Source organism: Paenibacillus tengchongensis, assembly GCF_008973665.1.
Classification (GTDB): domain Bacteria; phylum Bacillota; class Bacilli; order Paenibacillales; family Paenibacillaceae; genus Paenibacillus_AQ; species Paenibacillus_AQ tengchongensis.
In genome coordinates, this window is sequence record NZ_WACP01000009.1 from 223,109 (window position 1) to 242,775 (window position 19,667).

General features: G+C 56.0%; 14 protein-coding genes. 7 read left to right on the forward strand and 7 right to left on the reverse strand.

Annotated features, from left to right (window positions below; translation table 11 throughout):
- Window positions 1-233 precede the first annotated feature (233 nt).
- The 5 genes from F1381_RS16565 to F1381_RS16585 all read left to right on the forward strand — a co-directional run bounded on the left by F1381_RS16565 (window position 234) and on the right by F1381_RS16585 (window position 6,063).
- Window positions 234-1,973: a peptide-binding protein gene (locus F1381_RS16565; protein ID WP_151735957.1), complete on the forward strand. Its 1,740-nt coding sequence runs from the start codon at window positions 234-236 to the stop codon at window positions 1,971-1,973.
- 115 nt (window positions 1,974-2,088) lie between these two features.
- Window positions 2,089-3,060 (forward strand): ABC transporter permease, encoded by a 972-nt coding sequence (locus F1381_RS16570; RefSeq protein ID WP_151735958.1) that lies wholly within the window; start codon window positions 2,089-2,091, stop codon window positions 3,058-3,060.
- Window positions 3,057-4,067, forward strand: a complete 1,011-nt coding sequence (locus F1381_RS16575) for an ABC transporter permease (protein ID WP_151735959.1) — start codon at window positions 3,057-3,059, stop codon at window positions 4,065-4,067. Before F1381_RS16570 ends, F1381_RS16575 begins: the two co-directional genes overlap by 4 nt.
- Window positions 4,034-5,050, forward strand: a complete 1,017-nt coding sequence (locus F1381_RS16580; protein ID WP_151735960.1) for an ABC transporter ATP-binding protein — start codon at window positions 4,034-4,036, stop codon at window positions 5,048-5,050. The genes F1381_RS16575 and F1381_RS16580 overlap by 34 nt, the downstream gene beginning before the upstream one ends.
- On the forward strand, window positions 5,047-6,063 hold the full coding sequence (locus tag F1381_RS16585; protein WP_281349923.1) for an ABC transporter ATP-binding protein: 1,017 nt from the start codon (window positions 5,047-5,049) through the stop codon (window positions 6,061-6,063). Before F1381_RS16580 ends, F1381_RS16585 begins: the two co-directional genes overlap by 4 nt.
- Window positions 6,064-6,511: 448 nt before the next feature.
- Here the strand turns inward: F1381_RS16585 and cymR are convergent, their stop codons facing one another.
- Window positions 6,512-6,931 carry a cysteine metabolism transcriptional regulator CymR gene (gene cymR / locus F1381_RS16590; protein WP_151735961.1) on the reverse strand — a complete coding sequence of 140 codons (420 nt, stop codon included), beginning with the start codon at window positions 6,929-6,931 and terminating at the stop codon, window positions 6,512-6,514.
- A gap of 313 nt (window positions 6,932-7,244) precedes the next feature.
- Here cymR and mnmA point away from each other — a divergent pair, with 313 nt between their 5' ends.
- Entirely contained in the window at window positions 7,245-8,366 is a 1,122-nt protein-coding gene (gene mnmA, locus F1381_RS16595) for a tRNA 2-thiouridine(34) synthase MnmA (RefSeq protein WP_151735962.1), read from the forward strand.
- A gap of 182 nt (window positions 8,367-8,548) precedes the next feature.
- On the opposite strand, the gene F1381_RS16600 is transcribed toward mnmA, so the two are convergent.
- The 6 genes from F1381_RS16600 to F1381_RS16625 all read right to left on the reverse strand — a co-directional run bounded on the left by F1381_RS16600 (window position 8,549) and on the right by F1381_RS16625 (window position 17,164).
- Window positions 8,549-11,548: a glycoside hydrolase family 48 protein gene (locus tag F1381_RS16600; protein ID WP_151735963.1), complete on the reverse strand. Its 3,000-nt coding sequence runs from the start codon at window positions 11,546-11,548 to the stop codon at window positions 8,549-8,551.
- 29 nt (window positions 11,549-11,577) lie between these two features.
- A complete protein-coding gene (locus tag F1381_RS16605; protein WP_151735964.1) occupies window positions 11,578-14,310 on the reverse strand; it encodes a glycoside hydrolase family 9 protein in 2,733 nt (910 codons plus the stop codon).
- A 355-nt stretch (window positions 14,311-14,665) separates the two neighbouring features.
- Complete coding sequence (gene crcB, locus F1381_RS16610; protein ID WP_151735965.1) at window positions 14,666-15,025, reverse strand: fluoride efflux transporter CrcB; 360 nt, start codon at window positions 15,023-15,025, stop codon at window positions 14,666-14,668.
- Window positions 15,022-15,429, reverse strand: a complete 408-nt coding sequence (gene crcB / locus F1381_RS16615) for a fluoride efflux transporter CrcB (RefSeq protein ID WP_151735966.1) — start codon at window positions 15,427-15,429, stop codon at window positions 15,022-15,024. The genes crcB (F1381_RS16610) and crcB (F1381_RS16615) overlap by 4 nt, the downstream gene beginning before the upstream one ends.
- Window positions 15,430-15,448: 19 nt before the next feature.
- The gene (locus tag F1381_RS16620; RefSeq protein WP_151735967.1) at window positions 15,449-16,753 is read right to left on the reverse strand and encodes a replication-associated recombination protein A; all 1,305 of its coding nucleotides are present in this window, start codon (window positions 16,751-16,753) and stop codon (window positions 15,449-15,451) included.
- Between the two features lie 129 nt (window positions 16,754-16,882).
- Window positions 16,883-17,164 (reverse strand): CD3324 family protein, encoded by a 282-nt coding sequence (locus tag F1381_RS16625; RefSeq protein ID WP_150266541.1) that lies wholly within the window; start codon window positions 17,162-17,164, stop codon window positions 16,883-16,885.
- A 488-nt stretch (window positions 17,165-17,652) separates the two neighbouring features.
- Here F1381_RS16625 and F1381_RS16630 point away from each other — a divergent pair, with 488 nt between their 5' ends.
- A complete protein-coding gene (locus tag F1381_RS16630) occupies window positions 17,653-19,656 on the forward strand; it encodes a methyl-accepting chemotaxis protein (RefSeq protein ID WP_151735968.1) in 2,004 nt (667 codons plus the stop codon).
- The last annotated feature ends 11 nt before the right edge of the window (window positions 19,657-19,667 follow it).

Genomic DNA, 19,667 nt, shown 5'->3' on the forward strand with positions numbered 1-19,667 from the left:
TGCCGTGAATTGACCTTCGGTCATTTGGCTGCCTGAACTGGAAGCCGAACTCTTCTTGTATTTAAAGACACTATTATCATAGCCGCTGAGGATACAGAGGAGGTCGAACCAAGCTTACAAAGTTATAACAGCATGTGGAACATTCAGATTGGATAACCTCTTAGATTAACACCTCCAAGCCCAATCTCCGGCAGTACTCATTTTCCTAATCGTAAAAAGGAGGAGTAACAGGAATGGCGAAAAAGAGAAATTGGTGGTCCATCTTACTTATCGTTTCATTAATCGGAATCTTATTTACAGGCTGCAGCACCAACAACACCGCAAATACCCCTAACGCTACGGCGGAAAGCACTGAAGCTCCCACCGCCAGCGAGGCTCCGGCAAGCGCTGAACCGGCCGCAGACGGCCCGGTTGACGGTGGCACGATCGTCTTCAGTACCTTCTCCGATATCGTCAATCTTAATCCTCTCCTGATTGGTGACACCAGCTCGGGCGATGTTGCCCAATTTGTTTTTGCCAGCTTGTATGACCTTGACCGCTCCGGCAATGTAGTTGCTGAGCCTTGGTCCCTGGCAGCCGATTTACCGGAAATTTCCGAGGACGGCCTTACTTATACCGTTAAATTGAAAAATAACATCAAGTGGACCGACGGCGAAGCCATTACGGCCGACGATGTTGTCTATACCATACAAACTGCCATCAACCCGGAAACGGGCTCCCCGCTGATCAGCCAATACGACAAGGTCCAAACGGTCGAGAAAGTGGATGACCAGACTGTCAAGTTCACGCTGAAGCAGGTATATGCACCGTTCCTGTATTCCCTTTACCAGGCTATCGTGCCTGAGCATGTACTGAAGGATGTTGCCCCGGCTGAAATCGCGAAGAGCGGTTTCGGAACAGACCCGGCCAAGACGGTAACCAGCGGTCCTTGGAAATGGACGGAATGGAAGCAGGGCGAAGGCCAGACCCTGGATGCGGACCCGAACTACTGGGGCGAAGTGAAGCCACATATCGCCCAAATCGTCTACAAAATCTACGCCGACCAGAACACCGAGGTTCAGGCCCTGCTTAAGGGTGACGTAGATTTTGTCAGTGCAATTCCGGTAACACAGGTTGAAGCTGTCAAAGCCAATGACTCCATCTCCGTTATCGACAAACCGGGACCTCTCTATGAGTACCTGGGCTTCAACTTCGATCCCAAGAACTTTGAAGGCAACTTCGGTTTGTTCGAAGGCCAGAAGACCCGTCAGGCCATTGCCCATGCCTTGAACCGTCAAGGGATGGTCGACAACATTCTTAAAGGTGTCGGCGCCCTGATGAACGCGCCTTTCCTGCCTGATACCTGGGCAGATCCCGGTGAAGCCGCCGTTAACTACGACTACAATGTGGAAACCGCCAAGAAGCTGCTGGCCGAAGACGGCTGGGTAGCCGGCACGGACAACATTCTGGCCAAAGACGGCCACCGCTTCTCCTTTGAGCTGCAGTACAATGCCGGGAACAGCCGCCGCGAGCAGGTAGCTGCAGTCATCCAGCAGAACCTGAAGGAAGTCGGCATCGAAGTTACGCCGAAGGCGATTGACTTCGCCGCCTGGATTGAGAACAACGTGAACCCGGGTAAATACCAGGCGATCCTGTTGTCCTGGTCGCTCAATAACCCGGACCCAGACGCTGAAAGCATTTACTCCTCCAAGTACTTCCCGCCTGCCGGACAAAACACCGGCTGGTATAAGAACGAGAAGCTTGACCAGCTTTGGATTGACGGATATTCCACAGTCAATCAAGAAGAACGCAAGGCTGTATACAAGGAACTGGGCAAGGAAATATCCACTGACCTGCCATATATCTTCATGTACCAGTACGGAACAGCCATCGGCACCGGTCCTAGAGTGCAGTGGGCGGAGGAGGATGCTCCGGAACCATCGCTCGGCTACGGCCAGTTCTTCCACGCTATTAAATGGTGGGTAACAGACTAGGCTATACGGATTCAGGAAAATGAAATTGCGGAGGAGAAAGAGTTTCTCTTTCTCCTTCTCCTTTTATTTCCAGAGGGGATTCTTATCCCCCTTTTAATTTCTAGGAGGAGCATCCATGACAGAATATCTGATCCGTCGAATTATGCAGTCTGTACTGGTCATTTTTTTGATCACCATCGTTACCTTTATTCTGATCCACGCCGCTCCCGGGGGCCCTACACAGATCATGCTTTCACCGGGGCTTACGCCTGAGGTCATGGAACAGCAGGCTAAGAACCTCGGGCTCGACAAGCCGTTGCCTGTGCAATATTTTCACTGGGTCAGCGGTCTGCTGCAGGGGGATCTCGGGTATACATTTAAAAATCATCTTCCGATCGGCGAGCTGCTGTGGCCCAGAATCGCCAACACACTCATACTGATGGGCTCGGCCTGGGTGGTCTCTATCCTGATTGCCATTCCCTGGGGGATCTATAACAGCACCAAGGTGTACGGGCTCTCGGATCAGACGGCTTCCTTTATTTCATATCTAGGCTTTGCCATGCCCACCTTCTGGTTTGGTATCCTGCTCCAGCAGTATTTCTCTCTCAAGCTGGACTGGTTTCCGCTCTCCGACATGCATTCCAGAGGCCGCGAGGGTGATCTCGGCGATTTATTTATGCATCTGGTGCTGCCTGTTACGGTATTATCGCTCGGCTTCCTGGCTTCTTATATGAAATACGCACGGGCTAGTATGCTGGAAGTGCTGGATCAGGACTATATCCGCACCGCACGCGCCAAGGGAGTCGTGGAACGCAAGGTGATCTTCCGCCATGCGCTGCGCAATGCCCTGATTCCCATCATTACGCTTCTCGGGATGGATCTGCCAATTCTTGTCGGCGGCGCGGTGCTGACCGAAAACGTATTCAACTGGCCCGGCATGGGCCGCTGGTACGTCGATATGGCCATCTCCCGCGAATATTCAGTTCTGATGGCGATTACGATCGTCATCTCGGTTATGGTTGTCATTGGCAACTTGCTGGCCGATATTCTCTACTCTATCGTCGATCCCCGCGTGAAGCTGGGCAAGCAAGGGGGTAAAGCAGCATGAGTATCGATAAAACCGAACTTTCCGGAGTCCTGTCCGGCCATAGCCCCGGCCCGTCTCCGCTTGATCCGAAGCCCCTAACGCCGGCAGAAGCTGTTGGCAAACGTCCGCCCGGACCCTGGATCATGCTGTGGAAGAAGTTTTCCCGTAACCCGTTTGCCATGGGCGGACTGGCGGTGCTGCTCTTTTTTATCGTCATTGCCGCTATCGCTCCTCTGCTGACTCCCTATGATCCGGCGGCAATCGATTTGATGAACGCCAATCTGGGTCCAGGTGCAGCCGGACACTTGCTGGGGACAGACGAACTCGGCCGCGATATTTTTACCCGTCTGCTGTACAGTGCACGTATTTCCTTGCTTATCGGATTCTCGGTTGCGCTCGTCTCCGTGCTTGTCGGATCGGTAATCGGAGCTGTTTCCGGCTATTTTGGCGGCTGGGTAGATACTGTATTTATGCGGATTGTCGATGTCATGAATTCCGTACCCACCCTATTCCTGAACATTCTCGTGATGGCGATCTTCGGAACGCAGATCAAGTATATGATTATGATTCTGGCGCTGACCAGCTGGATGAGCATTGCCCGGCTGGTGCGCGGAAACTTTCTGCAGCTGCGTGAAATGCAGTATGTCGAAGCCGCCAAAGCGATCGGCGTGTCAAACTGGGATATTATCTTCCGGCATTTGCTGCGCAATTCGAGCTTTCCGATTATTGTCAATGCCACCCTTATGGTGGGCAGCGCGATCTTAAGCGAATCGGCGTTGTCCTATCTGGGCCTCGGCATCCAGGCACCGGCCACAAGCTGGGGACTGATGCTCAGTAACGCCCAGGAATTTATGCTCATTGATCCCAGACAGGCCCTGTATCCAGGCCTGTGCATTCTTATTGTAGTGCTGGCCGTCAACTTTATCGGCGATGGCATACGGGATGCCCTTGATCCCAGACAGCAAGTCATCCAATCCCGGAGGAGGCTCGACAAATGGCGGAAAACCTACTCGAAATCCGAAAACTGACCGCCGGCTTTGCAACAGAGCATGGGCTCGTCAAAGCAACAGACGAAATCTCCATATCCATCGGCAAAGGCCAGACGGTATGTCTGGTCGGCGAATCCGGCAGCGGTAAGAGCGTCACCTCGCTCGCCATTATGCGGCTGATCGAATATGCCGGAGGCATGATTCTCGGCGGCGACATCCACTTCCAGGGACAGGACCTGGCCTCCAAGAAACAGGAGGAAATGCGCAGTATCCGTGGGGACCGGATCGCCATGATCTTCCAGGACCCGATGTCCTCCCTGAACCCGGTCTTTACGGTAGGCGAGCAAATTGCCGAAAGCCTAAGGCTGCATCAGGATAAAAGCGCGGGGGAAGCGATGAAAATGGCCGTAGAGCTGCTGCGGCTGGTCGGTATTCCCGCGCCCGAAATCCGGGCCAAGCAATACCCGCATGAATTGTCCGGCGGGATGTGCCAGCGGGTGGTCATCGCCATTGCACTGGCCTGCAGGCCGGAGCTGCTGATTGCCGACGAACCGACGACGGCGCTGGACGTGACGGTTCAGGCGCAGATTCTTGACCTGCTGCGCAACCTGCAGGAGGAGTTCGGCATGTCCATTCTGCTCATCACTCACGATATGGGCGTAGCCGCAGAGATGGCAGACCGGATCGCCGTCATGTACGCCGGTGCCATCGTGGAGGAAGGCAGCGCCCTGGAAATCTTCGACCAGCCAAGCCATCCTTATACCGTAGGCTTGCTGCAGTCCATCCCCGGGTTTGAAGGCGAACGGGGCAGCGAGTTGTATACGATCCGGGGTACCATTCCTCCGCTCGGCCAGCTTCCGTCAGGCTGCCGTTTCCATCCGCGCTGCCCCCATGCCATGGACATCTGCCGCAGTCAGGAGCCGCCGGATTTCCTGATCTCCGGAGAGCACCGGGCGGCCTGTTGGCTGTTTGAAGATAAGCCGGTCTGGAGCGGCACTAACGAGCGAGGTGGAAAGCGATGATGAAAGAGCCAGCTGCTCTACCGGAGCAACGTCCTGCTTCACCGGATGAGATTCTGGTGGAAGCTAAAAATATTAAGAAGTATTTTCCGATCACCAAAGGCTTGTTCAACCGCACCGTCGGCCAGGTGAAGGCCGTGGACGGGGTCAATCTGTCCATCCGCAAAGGGGAGACCTTCGGCCTTGTCGGTGAATCCGGCTGCGGTAAATCCACCTTCGGGCGCGTGCTGCTGCGGCTGCAGAGTGCGACTGACGGCGAGGTGCTGTTTGGCGGGCGCAATATTCACGCGGTCAGCCAGAAGGACCTGCGCAAGCTGCGCGAAGAGATGCAGATCATTTTCCAGGACCCGTTCGGTTCACTGAATCCGCGCTTTCTCGTCAATGACATTATTGGAGAACCGCTGCGAATTCACCGCAGCATGTCAGCCCGGGAGATTGACGCCCGTGTCGTGGAGCTGATGGAACTGGTAGGTCTTGATGCCAGCCGCAGAAACCGCTACCCGCATGAATTCTCCGGCGGCCAGCGCCAGCGGATCGGCATTGCCCGGGCGATTGCGCTGAATCCCCAGTTCATAGTTGCCGATGAAGCAGTCTCCGCGCTGGATGTATCCGTACAGTCTCAGGTAATCAATCTGCTGATGCGGCTGCAGCGCGAGCTGGGTTTGACCTTTCTGTTTATCGCGCATGGCCTGAATGTCGTCCGCCATATCTCCGACCGTGTCGGCGTCATGTATCTGGGCAAGCTCGTGGAGGTCGCTGAAACGGAGGCGTTGTTCGCCGCACCGCTGCATCCTTATACGGCAGCCTTGCTCTCGGCCATTCCCAAGCCGAACGTACGGCGCAAGCAGGAACGGATCGTCCTGCAGGGCGATGTGCCGTCACCGGCCAATCCGCCCGAAGGCTGCCGCTTCCATACACGGTGTCCCTTCGTGCAGGATAAATGCCGGCGGGAGGAGCCTCCGCTGGAGCAGAAGGTCCCGGGACGCTGGGCCGCCTGTCATTATCCGCTGGGCTGAGGCCCGGCCTCTTATCAGAAGCAGCACCTGCCGGCTTCAGGCAGGCGCTGCTTTTTTGGCCTATGCGCATTCCGCCAAAAAAAGGACCCCGCCGGGAAACCGGCAGGGCCAAGAGGTTCATGAACGTATGCGTTACATACATGCTGGGGATAGGTTTAGACTACCATCCGTTTGTTAAGGGAATATCCGGGAAATGTAAGAAATAGTTTATCCGAATGATATCCTAGCCTGCAGACACGAATTGAATTATGCCAAGTAACGTTAATAACACAAATACTGTAAGGAATATGCTCAGAGTAATCCATACAAATTTTCGCGGGCCGTGACCGGTTGTTTTCTCCAATTCCGAGACCCGCTTTTCCAACTCCCTGACCTTCGTACAATTTACCTAGAGGTATTGGTTAAATCAAAAGAGCCCGCCGCATTCGGTGGACTCTTGCTTGTACCTCTAGATATAAAACATGTAGTTGTCCACATGCGCCTCTTCCTTGTAATTGATCAGGTCGAGTAGCGTCGTGGAGTCCAGCACCCCGGCGATGCTGTCTCGGATGCGCAGCCACAGGTCGCGCTTGGCCGGATCGTCTTCTTCGGTGAAATCCACCGGTGAGATTGGGCCTTCCAGCACACGGATAATATCACCGGCGGTAATTGTGCCGGCATCGCGGGAAAGAATATAGCCGCCGTAAGCACCGCGGATACTCTTCACCAGTCCTGCATTGCGCAGAGGGGCGATCAGCTGCTCCAGATAATGCTCGGACAACCCATTCTTCTCGGCGATGCTCTTCAGAGAGGTCGGACCTTCGCCGAATTTCAGCGCAAGCTCCATCATAATGGTCAATCCGTAACGTCCTTTTGTCGATATTTTCAAAGGGGCACCTCTTTCAGTTTAGTTGTGCTTAAATTTCAGGGATTGGGCAAAAATGAGTTATGGCGATATCACCCTATTCCGATATTTGCTCTAAGTTTATGTTAACATATCCCCCGTTACTTTTGCAGCGGCAAACGCAATTTTTTGTCCAGATGTACACCCCTGGCGGACAAATGCCCACAATTTATGGCGCCAGCCGGGCCTTTCATCCGCCGGAGACCGCTACAGGTAGACAGGTATGATATAATATGGTTTGAGCCGGATGCTCTGCAAGGAGAACCGGTATTTTCGCATAGAAAATGGTGATGAAGCGATGACCAAAGCAATTCAGGATACGCGTGTCGTCGTCGGCATGTCCGGAGGTGTGGATTCCTCCGTTACGGCGCTTCTGCTCAAGCAGCAGGGCTATGACGTCATCGGTATCTTCATGAAGAACTGGGACGATACCGACGAATTCGGCGTATGCACGGCCGAGACCGACGCTGAAGATGTGCGCCGCGTGTGTGAGCAGATCGATATTCCTTACTATACCGTTAATTTCGAGAAGGAATACTATGATAAAGTCTTTTCCTATTTTCTCGATGAATATAAGGCGGGCCGGACGCCGAATCCGGATGTCATGTGCAACCGGGAGATCAAATTCGGGGAATTTCTGAATAAAGCGCTGCAGCTCGGTGCGGATTACGTGGCTACCGGACATTATGCCCGGGTGGTTCAGGAGGACGGCGTGTACAAGCTGCTGCGCGGCGTTGACAGCAATAAGGACCAGACCTATTTCCTCAACGCGCTGAACCAGTACCAGCTCTCCAAAGCGATGTTCCCGATCGGACATCTGCCGAAGCCGGAGGTACGCCGGATCGCCGAGGAAGCAGGACTGTACACCGCCAAGAAAAAAGACAGCACCGGTGTCTGCTTTATCGGTGAACGCAATTTCCGCGAGTTCCTCAGCAATTACCTGCCGGCTAAATCGGGAGACATGATCGATATTGCTACCGGCGAAGTTAAGGGCCGCCATGACGGCCTGATGTATTACACGCTGGGCCAGCGTCAGGGACTGGGTATCGGCGGCTCCGGCACGGGTGAACCGTGGTTCGTGGCCGAGAAGGATCTGGAACGCAATATTCTGTATGTGGTTCAGGGCGACAAGCACGCAAGCCTGTACTCCACCGGCCTGGTCGCTTCGGGCGTCTCCTGGACAGCCGGGAATGCACTCGGCGCAGAGCCGCTGAAATGCACGGCCAAATTCCGCTACCGCCAGCCGGACCAGGGAGTAACCCTGACAACGCGTGAAGACGGCACTCTGCATGTGGCTTTCGACGTGCAGCAGAAGGCCATTACTCCCGGACAAGCCGTCGTCTTCTACCAAGGGGAAGAATGCCTGGGCGGCGGAACCATCGAATATGCCGAGAAGCTGGCGCCGCTGCCGCAGCACTGAGCCGGAACGAAACCGTACGAAGGCTCCTATTCCAGCAACACTGCCACACAAACGGCATTACAAAAACCTCCTATCCGCATACAGCGGGAATAGGAGGTTTTGTACTATATACCCGGTACCGCCGGCGCGTAATGGGGGCCTATCGCCGCTCCTCATCTCACGCCGGCTTAGACAGGAGCTGCTTAAGGCTCAATCCCCCAAGCCAGCGTTCCATTCAAATACAGCGTGACTTTGTTCCAGTCGGCGTAGGCACTCTTCGTGGCGTCGTAGGAATAGTCGCCGGTTTCATTGTAATTGCTCCAATCCGACTTATTGAAGCGGAGCTGGATTTCACCGGTGTTCGCTCCGGGAGCAAGACTTCCTGCCGCCGCTGTAAAGGAAATCTCTACATAGTAGTCGGCTCCGCTGACCCCCGGTGTCAGCTTCACAAAGCTACCCTGCACATTGCCGCTGCCGATGGTCGCATAGTCGACATTAAATTGCTGCGCTTTGTCCCCGTCAATCGTGTAGTAATACCGCAACTTCACATCCTTCAGGTTCACCGCAGTCGTTCCGTTATTGACGAGCCGCAGCTGCGGCCGGATCTGGTTGTCGCCAGGACTGGTATCATTCGTCTTGTATTGTACGGCCAGATTTCCGGCCGGTACCACCACCGCAGCAGGCTTGGCGCTGACCTCCGGCGAATTCGGGCTGCTGCCCACGCTGTTGGCGGCGCTGACTACATAATAGTAGGTCGTGCCGTTTACCACACTGCTGTCACTGTAGGATGCTTGTGTCACGGTGGCCACATCGGTATACGGGCCTCCGCTGGTTACTGCGCGTTTCATCGTATAGCTGGTTGCGCCGGACACGTTATTCCAGCTCAGCGTGACCAGCTTGTCTCCCGCTGTGGCAGCAGGTTTGGACGGCGCCTTGGGAGCTGTAGGCTCCACCGGTCCGCCGTTGTTGATCAGGCGGTCATACTCGGCATAGGCCGTAGCCATATCCACCTGGGCCCAGAACCGGTGATACTGGAATTCCGGCGCTCCGTTCTCCCAGGTCTTCGTGGTTTTGTTATAGGATGTATTGTATTTGTTCAGCAGATACGACCAGCTCGGATCACTCGTAATATCCGGACGGATATCCGTGTAGCTGGCATAGACGCCGTTGCCGCCCTTGGCCGGATCGGAGGCTACCGTATTGCTGCCCGGGATCGTATTCCCTTGGCCAAAGGTACCGGTCCAGCCGGCTGGGAAATAGACTTCCTTCGTAAAGTAACGGAAGTAATCTCCGCGGGCCTCGGTCGTCGTGATGCCGATGCCGTCGTTATAGGCCCAGGCGTTATCCAGCAGCGACTTGGCCAGCGTCTGGGCCTGGGCACCAAGTGCAGTGTAGCTGCCTGTCTCCGCTTGGGTTCCTGCCGCGAAGAAGGTCAGCGCCTTAATGTAGCTGCCGAGCACGCCGGCATCCTGGCTTGGACTCTTGGTGACGGCTTTCAAGTTGCTGTTGCCGTCGCTCGCAGCAAAGCTGGTCCAGGTGTCCGGCTGTCCGGACCATTCCACATTGCCCGGAATCCAGAACTCGCCGGGAGCGGATACGGTGGCCACCTGCGGGTTGTCTCCGCCGAGAATACGGCCACCCTGGCTGTTGAGGTAATAGCCGTCGGCGTCGGTAACCGGACGCTTGCCGGCAAAGGCGTAATCGGTGGACCAGTCCACCCAATTCTGTACCACCTGCTTGGCCATCCGGAAATTATCGGAGGTTGTGTCGCCGCTGGCTGCCAGGATATAGTACAGTTCGGCTACACGTTCCACGCTCCAGGCCTGCATGCCGAACCAGTTGTTGGACGGCGGATCATGATAGACCGGAGCGTCGTCGTAGGCCATGCCATAGAAGGTGCTTGTGCCGGCCGGGTAGGCCTTGTAGGCACCATCATAGCTGTTGGTAGCTCCGCCCGCGATTGCGCCTTCGTCAGACTGCAGCCAAGTATAGAACTCCAGCTGCCGCTTCAGCGAGTTGGCCCAGTCGGTGCCGGCGGTGGCCGATGCCGGCACCAGCCCGCCCTCAGACAGCGCATAGGCGGCTACTACATTCTGATAGCCCTGATGGGCATGGCTGGCGCCGATTCTCCAGGCCCAGTTGCCCGTATTGCCGAGGCCGCCGCCCCAGGCTGTATACCAGGCCAGCAAATACTGGTTGGAATCCTTGCCGGTTCCCGCTTCCGGCGTACCGTCCGCTGCACTGCCGACCTTCTGGAAGTATTTGTCGTACATGCCGTAGCGGAGATAGTCGCCCATCTTCTTGGCTTTATTCAGATATACAGTATTGTTGTAGCCCAGCTCCTGGGCCCAATACATGGCCTGCACTGCCCGTGCATCGGCGTCCGTCGCGTTGGTATACCGCCACTGGGCCGCCGGCGTGCTGGCTTCCTTGGTAAACAAGGTGATGAAGCCTTCTCCCGTCTTACCGAAGCTCTTATCCTCTTGAGACGGATGCGGGACCGCCTCCCACACGGACTCCTGCTCGCCGCGCTGGAAGGTGTTGACGTAAGCGGCGGTATGGGTCGGATTGAGCAGATTGCCGAACCCGTACCAGTTGTCCACATCCACCAGCCAGTGCATCAGATACGTCTGGTTATTGCCGTACGCGGCCTTCAGCTCGCTGTCGAGCGGGTCCTTGCCTGCGGCATATTGGCCGCTGAGCAGACTCGGATATTTGTCCGGCTGATTATATTCAGAAGCATAGGTGGCCGGACTGTTCGGATTGTAATAGCTCATCGTCGGCTGCTCCTGCTTGCCGTCGCCTTCATTGATCGGGATAATATATTTCTCCATATTGTCCCAGGCGGCTTCCAGCTTGCTCCAGTCACCGGTATGGTAGCCGTACAGAACCTCAAGCCACATCCAGTAGCTGTAGGCTTCAGAAGTGGTCATATGCCCATAATCCGGGGCTTCGCTCATCAGGGTCTCTACCGCATGGTACGGAATGCCCTCCGCAGAGAAATAACCGTTCGCCGGGTTCTTCAATTGATCGTACAATGTCAGGAATCTCGTCGCCTCCGTAGAAGCCGCGGCAGCATGGACCGCTTGCGGGCTGTACGCCACTCCTCCGGTAGAAAGCGCGAGCGCCAGCAGGGAGGACATCAGCACCGTGGCCGGCTTTTTCACGAATTTTGCTTTCTTGACAGCCTTTAATCTTTTCATCTCTTCATGCTCCTTTCCCATATCGGATTTTAGGGCTCAATGCCCCAGACAAGTGCGCCATCGCGGTACAAGGTTACCTTCGTCCATTCGCCATATGCAGTTTGCGCTGCACTGTAGGAATAGTCATTGCTCTCGTTATAGTTGCTCCAATCACTCTTGTTGGTACGCGTCTGAATTTCGCCGCTGCTCGCTCCCGGAGCCAGACTTCCGGCACCCGCTGCGAACGAAATCTCCAGGTAATAATCGGCGCCCGTCTTGGCCGGATTTACCTGCACAAAGGTACCGCTGACATTGCCGCTGCCGACCACAGCATAATCACTGTGGAACTGCTGCGCTTTATCCCCGTCTACCGTGAAGTAATAACGGAGCTTAAGTCCGCTCAGCGGTACGGTGGTGTTACCGGTATTGGTAATCCGGAACAGCGGCCGCATCTGGTTATCCGCCGGGTTCGTGTCGTTCGTGCGGTATTCCACTCGCAGATCGCCGATGACCGGAGCCGGTGTATCCGCAGGTACCGCGCTGACTTGAACGGATGCAACACTCTCTCCCACGCTGTTAGACGCAGTTACTATATAATAATAGGCCGTTCCGTTCACCACACTGTTGTCCGTGTACGAAGGACCTGTTACCGTCGCCAGAGCCGTATAAGGCCCGCCGCTCGTAGTGGAGCGTTTCACGCTGTAGCTGCTTGCGCCGCTGACCGCGTTCCAGCTCAGGCTGACCTTGCCGTCACCGGCAACTGCTGCAAGCCCGGCCGGCCGGCCGGGAACCTGGGGTTCACCCGGATGGCCTCCGCCGCTCGGCAGCTCCCCGAATACCTTTACTCCCGCATCGAATACCGGGATGTAAGGCGTCTTCACAGCAGAGGCACCGCCGGTTGCTACTCCCTGGAAGGAGAAGTCATTGGCATTGTTCCAGAAAGTCGTATTCGTCGGAGCGGCGATCCGGAACTGTACTTCCTTGCGGTAGGCAGACTGGCCGCCGGGATAAATATTGGTGCCTGTGAAATCCACATGGGTGAAATAGATGTTGTTGGCAGCATCATGCGGCTGAAGAGCCGATACCGTCGCCCCTTGGTTGTACCCCCCTGCAGTAACAGTAATATCCTCCGGACCGTATCCTGCGGCCACCGCTTCGCTGATGTCCACATAGTAATTAAAGGACATCGTCTTGCTGGCGCGGGCCGGCCAGCCGGAACGGTTGTTCAGCAACGCCCGGATTTCTACGAAGTTGCTGCCGCTGGCATTGACAGAGGCTTCGACGAACATTTCGTCCTCCACCGTTTCTGCGGCAGGGAAGCTCGCAAGCGGCTGGTCGCCTTGTCCGTGCAGCAGCATCATTTTGGCCAGAGCCCCGGTAAAAGCTGCATTGTAATCGGTCGCAACCTCATTGGAGACATAATCGCCGATAGAGTCGGTATACGCATCGGTTGCCGACGGTCCGCCGACCAGTGCGCCGTACAGGATATGGCGGTGGTTGGCCGGAACGGTCTGGCTGTCTGCCCAGGAGCCGTGTGAGGTGCGGTGATGCGGATGCTGCGGTGAATTGCTGCCATAGCCGATCACGTAGCTGCTGTTACGCGGGTTGTCGCCCAGCATGTAAGTAATCTGCCGTTCTGCAAATGTGCGGGCTGCTGTGCTCTTGGCGGAATCGCTGACCCAGTCGGCATAGACAAAGGCCAGGAAGGCCTGGTTGGCGGAATACCGCAGCGCCCCCCACTGGTCCAGATGGGCAAGACCGCCCGGCGTATAGGTAACACGCTCGCCGGTTCCGTTCACCCCGCTGGTCCAGAACTGCATGTTGCGTTCCGTCGATTGGACAAATTTGCTGTCGCCGGTAAGCCGGGCCAGCAGCAGCTGGGCGCCGTAATGCTTGTCGTCCCAGGATTGTGTCCACTTGTAGTCCCACAAGCCTGACTGGTTCTTGCCCCACAGGTTGCTGGCCGCGACTGCCTTATCAAGGTAAGTCTGCTCGCCGGTTGCCAGATACAGCCAGATGCCGCCCCAGCTTAATTCATCGGCATAGCCGCTCCACGAATTATAAAATTGCTTGACGTCGGTAATACTGTCCGAATAATTGCCGCGATACGTATCGGCGAAGGAATACAGCTGCTTGGCATGCAAGAGGAGCTTGTCCGCATATGCGGGGTCCGAATCCCGGAAGATAATAGCCGCCGATGCCAGTGCCGCCGCCGTTTCTCCGGCGAGATCGGAGCCGGGATGGGTGGCGTCGATTTTGTAGGCCGGCCGCGCCATCTGCATCACTTCCGCCGGTCCCCACCAGTTATGATCCGCCGTGCCGTTGCCGACTTGTCCATACAGCTCATTGGGAGCGGTATGGGCTTTAATGAAATAATCGGTCGCCCAGCGGATATTGTCCAGAATCTCCTCATACTGGCCGGCCTGAATATATCCGTCTTTATACTCGTATACCGACCAGGCCAGCATAGTAGCCGTATAAGCCATCGGGAACCCGAACTTGACATGATCTCCCGCATCATACCAGCCGCCGGTTAAATCATGGCCCACATCGGCACCGTCCTGCAGCGCGGAATCGCCCCGCCATTGTACCCGGTTGGTTGCCGGTAAATCGCCTGAACGCTGAGTCTCATAGAAATAAATCGATTTTTGCAAGACCTCGGCATAATTGTAGTCGGCCGCCGCAGCTTTGCCCACAGTAGGATGTTGTGCTACACCTGTCAATGTAACCGCTAACATAAAGCTCAAGGACAACGCCGCATTTCTTTTGCTTCTTTTGCCCATTTAGCCTTTCTCCTTCCGGTTCAAATGTATTCCGTTCCTTGCTACCCTTTCCGGCTACCAAACCTCCCCAAGTAATAATCACAACCTTTTACGCTGTAAAAATCGAAGATTATCACCCGCTCCCTGCAGATATTAGGATGTTTTGCATCCTATGTAAAAATATACCATGAAGGGAACAGAAATTCTACATGAAAATAGTAAAATGTATATAAAATATAGTAAGTATTGTAAATATTTCGAGAGAATGCGAGCTTTCCAGCTTCTTTCCATACAAAAAACTGCCGCTTTGCCGCAACAGGCAATTCCCTGGTGGCAAAAACGGCAGCTATGATCTTTATTCCGCCGGCAATGGCCGCTATAGCCAGTCGGCTAAGCACAAACCGCTGAAGGCCCCCGCCAGCCCCAGCAGAACGGAGCCCAGCACATAAAGCGCTGCCCCGGCCGTCCGCTTCCGTTCCAGCAATTGCATCGTCTCATATCCGAACGTTGAAAATGTTGTGAAGCCCCCGCAGAACCCGGTTCCGCCAAATAAATATACCGCCTCCGGCAGTCTGCCCCGGGAACCCGCGAGTATCCCGAGCAATAGAGAGCCTGCAAGGTTGATCAGCAGTGTGCCCCAGGGAAAACGCTTCCCTGCCTTCCGGCCGATATACAGGCCCAGCCCGTAGCGGCTCAGTGCTCCCAGGATTCCGCCTGCGCCTACCCACCAGATCATACCCGGCCTCCTCCTTTTGCGGCGGCGGCATGTCCGCCGAGACCGCCCAGCCAGATCCCGAGCCAGGAAAGCAGCAGCCCGCCAGCGATACTGAGAATGAGATACAGCGCGGCAATCCTGCCGCTGCCGGTCTCCAGCAGCCGCACCGTATCGACTGTGAACGACGAGAACGTCGTGAAGGTGCCGGTAAAGCCGGTGCCAATCATCAGCCGCAGCTGCGGGGACAATCCCGCAAGGCGGCTGCTTCTTGTAAAGAACCAGCCAAGAAAGAGGCAGCCGAGAAAATTAATCAGCAGGATAGCCAAGGGGAAGCCGCTCTCCTGCACCGGCAGGGCGAGCGTTAGGCCATACCGGCATATCGCCCCGGCAAATGCCCCAAGCGCAATGTAGACTAAATTGATCATTGGTATCGTCTCCCGGCTGCTACTGCTTACGGCGCAGTTCCTGATTGTGGCGGATCTTGGCCTCGTTGCCCTGCTCGGTTGCTTCATAGAATACACGCCTTGATATCTCTTTGGGCAAGTAATCCTGCTTCACATAATGTCCCGGATAATTATGCGGATACTTGTAACCCTCATGTCCCAGCTTCAAGGCGCCTTTATAATGGGTGTCGCGCAAATGCAGCGGCACCTCGGCCGAACGAAGCTCCTCGATCGTGTTCATGGCGTTATCGATCGCCATTACGACGGCGTTCGATTTCGGGCTCTCCACCGCAAACAGGATCGCCTGGGCGATGTTCAGCTTGGCCTCCGGCCAGCCGTGGTTGCGGTAAGCCTCCAGCGCGCTGACGGCCTGCACCATGGCCTGCGGATTGGCCAGCCCGATATCCTCGCTGCTGGCGGCGATCAGCCGGCGGATGAAGGTCATCGGGTCCATGCCGAGCTTCTCGACGGCATACAGGAACCAGAACAGCGCAGCGTCGCTGGAGCCGCGAATGCTCTTGTGAAAGGCCGACAGCACATCGTACTGCGTCGACTCGTCGGCTTTGACCGTCGGCCGGCGGATCGATTCCTCCGCCACCTCCAGCGTAAGGTGCACGCTGCCGTCCGGCTCCGGCGCCGTCGTCATGGCCGCCAGCTCCAGCGCGTTCAGCGCGCGGCGGATGTCGCCGTTGGCCATGGCGGCGATATGCTGCAGCGCGTCCTCGTCCGCCTGCAGCTGCATAAAGCCCAGGCCGCGCTGCTCGTCGGCCAGGGCCCGCTTCATCGCGAGCAGGCTGTGCTCGCTGGTCAGCGCCTCCAGCTGGAACAGCGTGGAGCGGCTGATCAAGGCCCCGTTCACATAATGGAACGGGTTCTCTGTGGTGGCCCCGATAAAGATAATCGTGCCCTTCTCAACCGCCGGCAGCAGCGCATCCTGGCGCGAGCTGTTAAAGCGGTGCACCTCGTCCAGAAACAGAATCGTCTTGGTGCCGTATAATGCTTTGTTGCTCTGGGCGCGCTCAATCACCTCGCGCACATCTTTCACAGAAGCTTCCACGGCATTCAGCCGCACGAACTCTCCTTGTGTCGATTTGGAGATAATGTGGGCGAGCGTCGTCTTGCCGCAGCCCGGCGGGCCGTAGAGCAGAATCGACGAGACCTGGTCCGCTTCGATGGCTCTGCGCAGCAGCTTGCCCTTGCCCACGATATGCTCCTGGCCGATATATTCATCCAGATTCTCGGGACGCATGCGGTCCGCAAGCAGGCGTCCGCCGGTCTGTTCTTGTCCGAACGAGAATAAATCCATATGTCCACTTCCTTGCCTGTAAGCTTAGTCTCTATTACACCCAAACACCTTTCCCTATCATACCACAAATAAAAAAGAGCATGACCTCCGCTGCCAGCGGGCGCCATGCTCTTTGTTCAAAGTGAAGGACTAGCGGTTCATCGCCAATCGCATTTTTGAAATAATTTTGCGGATGCTTTCTTCCGACAGGTGGTAGCGTTTCTGCAGCTCGTTCACCGAACAGCCTTCGCTGTGGCTGCAGTAGATCTCCGCGTTACGGCTGGCAATTTCCTGCCGCGATCCGCTGTTCTCGCCCCATCTTACCCGTTGTTCACTCTTCTTGGGTATGTAGAGCAGCTCACCTTGGATGTACCCCTGAAGCTCTTCGAGCAGGCGGGGGGGAAGCACATCCTTTCCGTTTACGTAACTCACGTTGCGTTTCCTCCTCTAACAGGTGTGTTGCCGACGTTCCGACCACTGCATTCACAGTCCATTTCATAGCACCTGCCTCCTTTCTTCTCCTCAGATTTGGTAAATACCGTAATTTCATTATATTAAACCCTGCGGTTATCGTCTACGCTTAAAGTTATGCCTATCCCACTTACCTTCGGTTAGTAAGAAGGAGGCCTCGCGGCCTCCCGGTTTATAAAGCTTCCGTCTTAGACGGAAACCACCTCGTATACTGAAATCATTTCAATCAGCCTCCTTCCAGAAAGATTCGCCCGGCCGGACACTTATTATTAAGCCATAGCCGGGGGAGGGTTACAAGACCAAGAACAGTTATAACCGTTCTTCACCAGACCGGGATCAAACTGAGCCGAAAATATTTAGGCGAAATACTAATTATTCAGTCGATCTATGTCGAAAAATATTATAAATCTCTATAAAATTCGAGATATGGAAAATAGGAGGAAGATATTATGCCGCAACATCGGCTGTCCCTGAAACGGTTGTTCCGCATCCAAAAGCTTCGCACCGAGCTGATGCTGTTTATCATTGCCGCCATCGCTCTCCCGTCCTTTGCACTGGCCATGATCTCGTCGAATACCGCCAAAGCTGAGCTCCGCTCCAAAATGGCGGATGCCACCCTCTCCAGTGTGCAGCTGCTGGACAAGACGCTGACCCAGCTTATTGAACTCGAAAGCGCCGCCGTCAACGAGCTGGCCTATCAGATTTCCGCCGCCGACCTGAAGGATGACGCTCCGCGGATTCAGCGGCTGATCGACAATTTCAAAGCCGAGCATCCGGAGATCGATATTGTCGCCATCGGGAACAGCGACGGGAACTATATGTTCTCACCGCCGACCGAGATAGACGATTATGATCCCCGGGAGCGCGCATGGTATACCGATGCGCTGAAGACGCCGGAACAGACCTCGATCATTGATCCGATCTTTTCCCAGGTCACAGGCAATTACATCCTGCCGATCTCCCGCGCGTTAACGGGCGGTCAAGGGGCGGTAACGGTCAGCCTCAGCATGGAGGGTGTCAGAGATCTGGCGCAGATGGCCAGCATTGGTTCAAGCGGTTATGTATATATCCTCGACAGCAACAACAAAGTCATTTATCACCCTTCCATTGAAGTAGCGGAGCCCTTGGAAGGTGAGCTGCTGGAGGAACTGCAGGCGGGGCCGTCGGGGAGGATTTCCTATACAGACTATACCGCCAAGACACAGATGGACGGCTTCTATACCACCAACGCGATCAGCGGGTTTAAGCTGGCCGGAGTGCTGCCGGAAGCAGAATACACCAAGGCCGTCTACCCTATTCTCGCTAAATCGGCAATTGTGCTGGTTGTAGCCGTCCTTCTGGCCGCGGCCGCAGCCTTCCTGATCATCCGCCGCATTACCGCCCCTCTCCTCCGGCTCAATCAATCCGCCCGGAGAGTAAGCGAGGGACATCTGGACGAAGCCGTACAGACGGCGCGCATTGACGAGATCGGCCAGCTTGCCGGCAATTACAATGCCATGGTGACTTCGCTGCGGCAAATGGTACAGGAGGTGGCCGATACATCGGGCCAGCTCGCTGCAGCCAGCGAGCAGCTCTCTGCAAGCACGAACGAGAACAGTAAAGCCGTGGAGTACGTGACCGAACTGGTAGAGGAATCGACCCGTGGAGCGGAGGCTCAAGCCCATGCTTCCGCCGAGGTGTCCATCACGATGGACGAGATGTCCACCGCCATCCTCAGGATTGCTTCGGCCGCAGCGTCCATTGTCGGCGCCGCCGGAACGACCGAGCAGGATGTCGGCACCGGCAGCGGCAAGATCCGGGATGTCAGCGAGCAGATGGCAACCATCCGCCAGTCTGTGCAGCAGTCCGGCAGCCTGATTGCCGAGCTGAACGGTCTCAGCGCCAAGGTCGCCGAAGCCAGCGCCTCCATTGCGGCCATTGCCAAGCAGACCAACCTCCTGTCGCTGAACGCAGCGATTGAAGCGGCCCGCGCCGGTGAACAGGGACGCGGCTTCGCCGTCGTCGCCGGCGAAGTGCGCAAGCTCGCCGATGCCTCCAATACGAGCGCAGGCGAGATTCACGACACGATTACCGAGATGCTTGGCCTGATCTCCAGCGCCTACGAGTTAATGAAGCACCGGGTAGCCTCCGATGTGGATCAAGGCATGACGCTGACGCTGGAGGCCAGCGAAGCCTTCCGGCAGATCGAGCATTCCACCCGTCATGTGAGCGAGCAGATTCATGAGGTCTCGGCCGTCGCCGAGCAAATGTCGGCCAGCTCCGCCGAAGTTGCCGCCTCCGTCCAGGAGATGGCCTCCATCTCCCGTGCGTCGCTGGACTCGTTCCAGAGCGTAACTGCCGCGACGGAAGAGCAGCTCGCGTCCATGCAGGAGATCACCTCCTCCTCGGCCTCGCTGTCTGCCATGGCAGAAGACATGCAGAAGCAGGTGGAACGGTTCCGGTTCGACAGCTGAACATGGAAACA

What these genes read in the sequence shown, in the direction of transcription:
- F1381_RS16565 (WP_151735957.1), top strand. Translation starts at nt 234, where the DNA reads ATGGCGAAAAAGAGAAATTGGTGGTCCATCTTACTTATCGTTTCATTA.
- F1381_RS16570 (WP_151735958.1), top strand. Translation starts at nt 2,089, where the DNA reads ATGACAGAATATCTGATCCGTCGAATTATGCAGTCTGTACTGGTCATT.
- F1381_RS16575 (WP_151735959.1), top strand. Translation starts at nt 3,057, where the DNA reads ATGAGTATCGATAAAACCGAACTTTCCGGAGTCCTGTCCGGCCATAGC.
- F1381_RS16580 (WP_151735960.1), top strand. Translation starts at nt 4,034, where the DNA reads ATGGCGGAAAACCTACTCGAAATCCGAAAACTGACCGCCGGCTTTGCA.
- F1381_RS16585 (WP_281349923.1), top strand. Translation starts at nt 5,047, where the DNA reads ATGATGAAAGAGCCAGCTGCTCTACCGGAGCAACGTCCTGCTTCACCG.
- mnmA (WP_151735962.1), top strand. Translation starts at nt 7,245, where the DNA reads ATGACCAAAGCAATTCAGGATACGCGTGTCGTCGTCGGCATGTCCGGA.
- F1381_RS16600 (WP_151735963.1), bottom strand. Translation starts at nt 11,548, where the DNA reads ATGAAAAGATTAAAGGCTGTCAAGAAAGCAAAATTCGTGAAAAAGCCG.
- F1381_RS16605 (WP_151735964.1), bottom strand. Translation starts at nt 14,310, where the DNA reads ATGGGCAAAAGAAGCAAAAGAAATGCGGCGTTGTCCTTGAGCTTTATG.
- crcB (WP_151735965.1), bottom strand. Translation starts at nt 15,025, where the DNA reads ATGATCTGGTGGGTAGGCGCAGGCGGAATCCTGGGAGCACTGAGCCGC.
- crcB (WP_151735966.1), bottom strand. Translation starts at nt 15,429, where the DNA reads ATGATCAATTTAGTCTACATTGCGCTTGGGGCATTTGCCGGGGCGATA.
- F1381_RS16620 (WP_151735967.1), bottom strand. Translation starts at nt 16,753, where the DNA reads ATGGATTTATTCTCGTTCGGACAAGAACAGACCGGCGGACGCCTGCTT.
- F1381_RS16630 (WP_151735968.1), top strand. Translation starts at nt 17,653, where the DNA reads ATGCCGCAACATCGGCTGTCCCTGAAACGGTTGTTCCGCATCCAAAAG.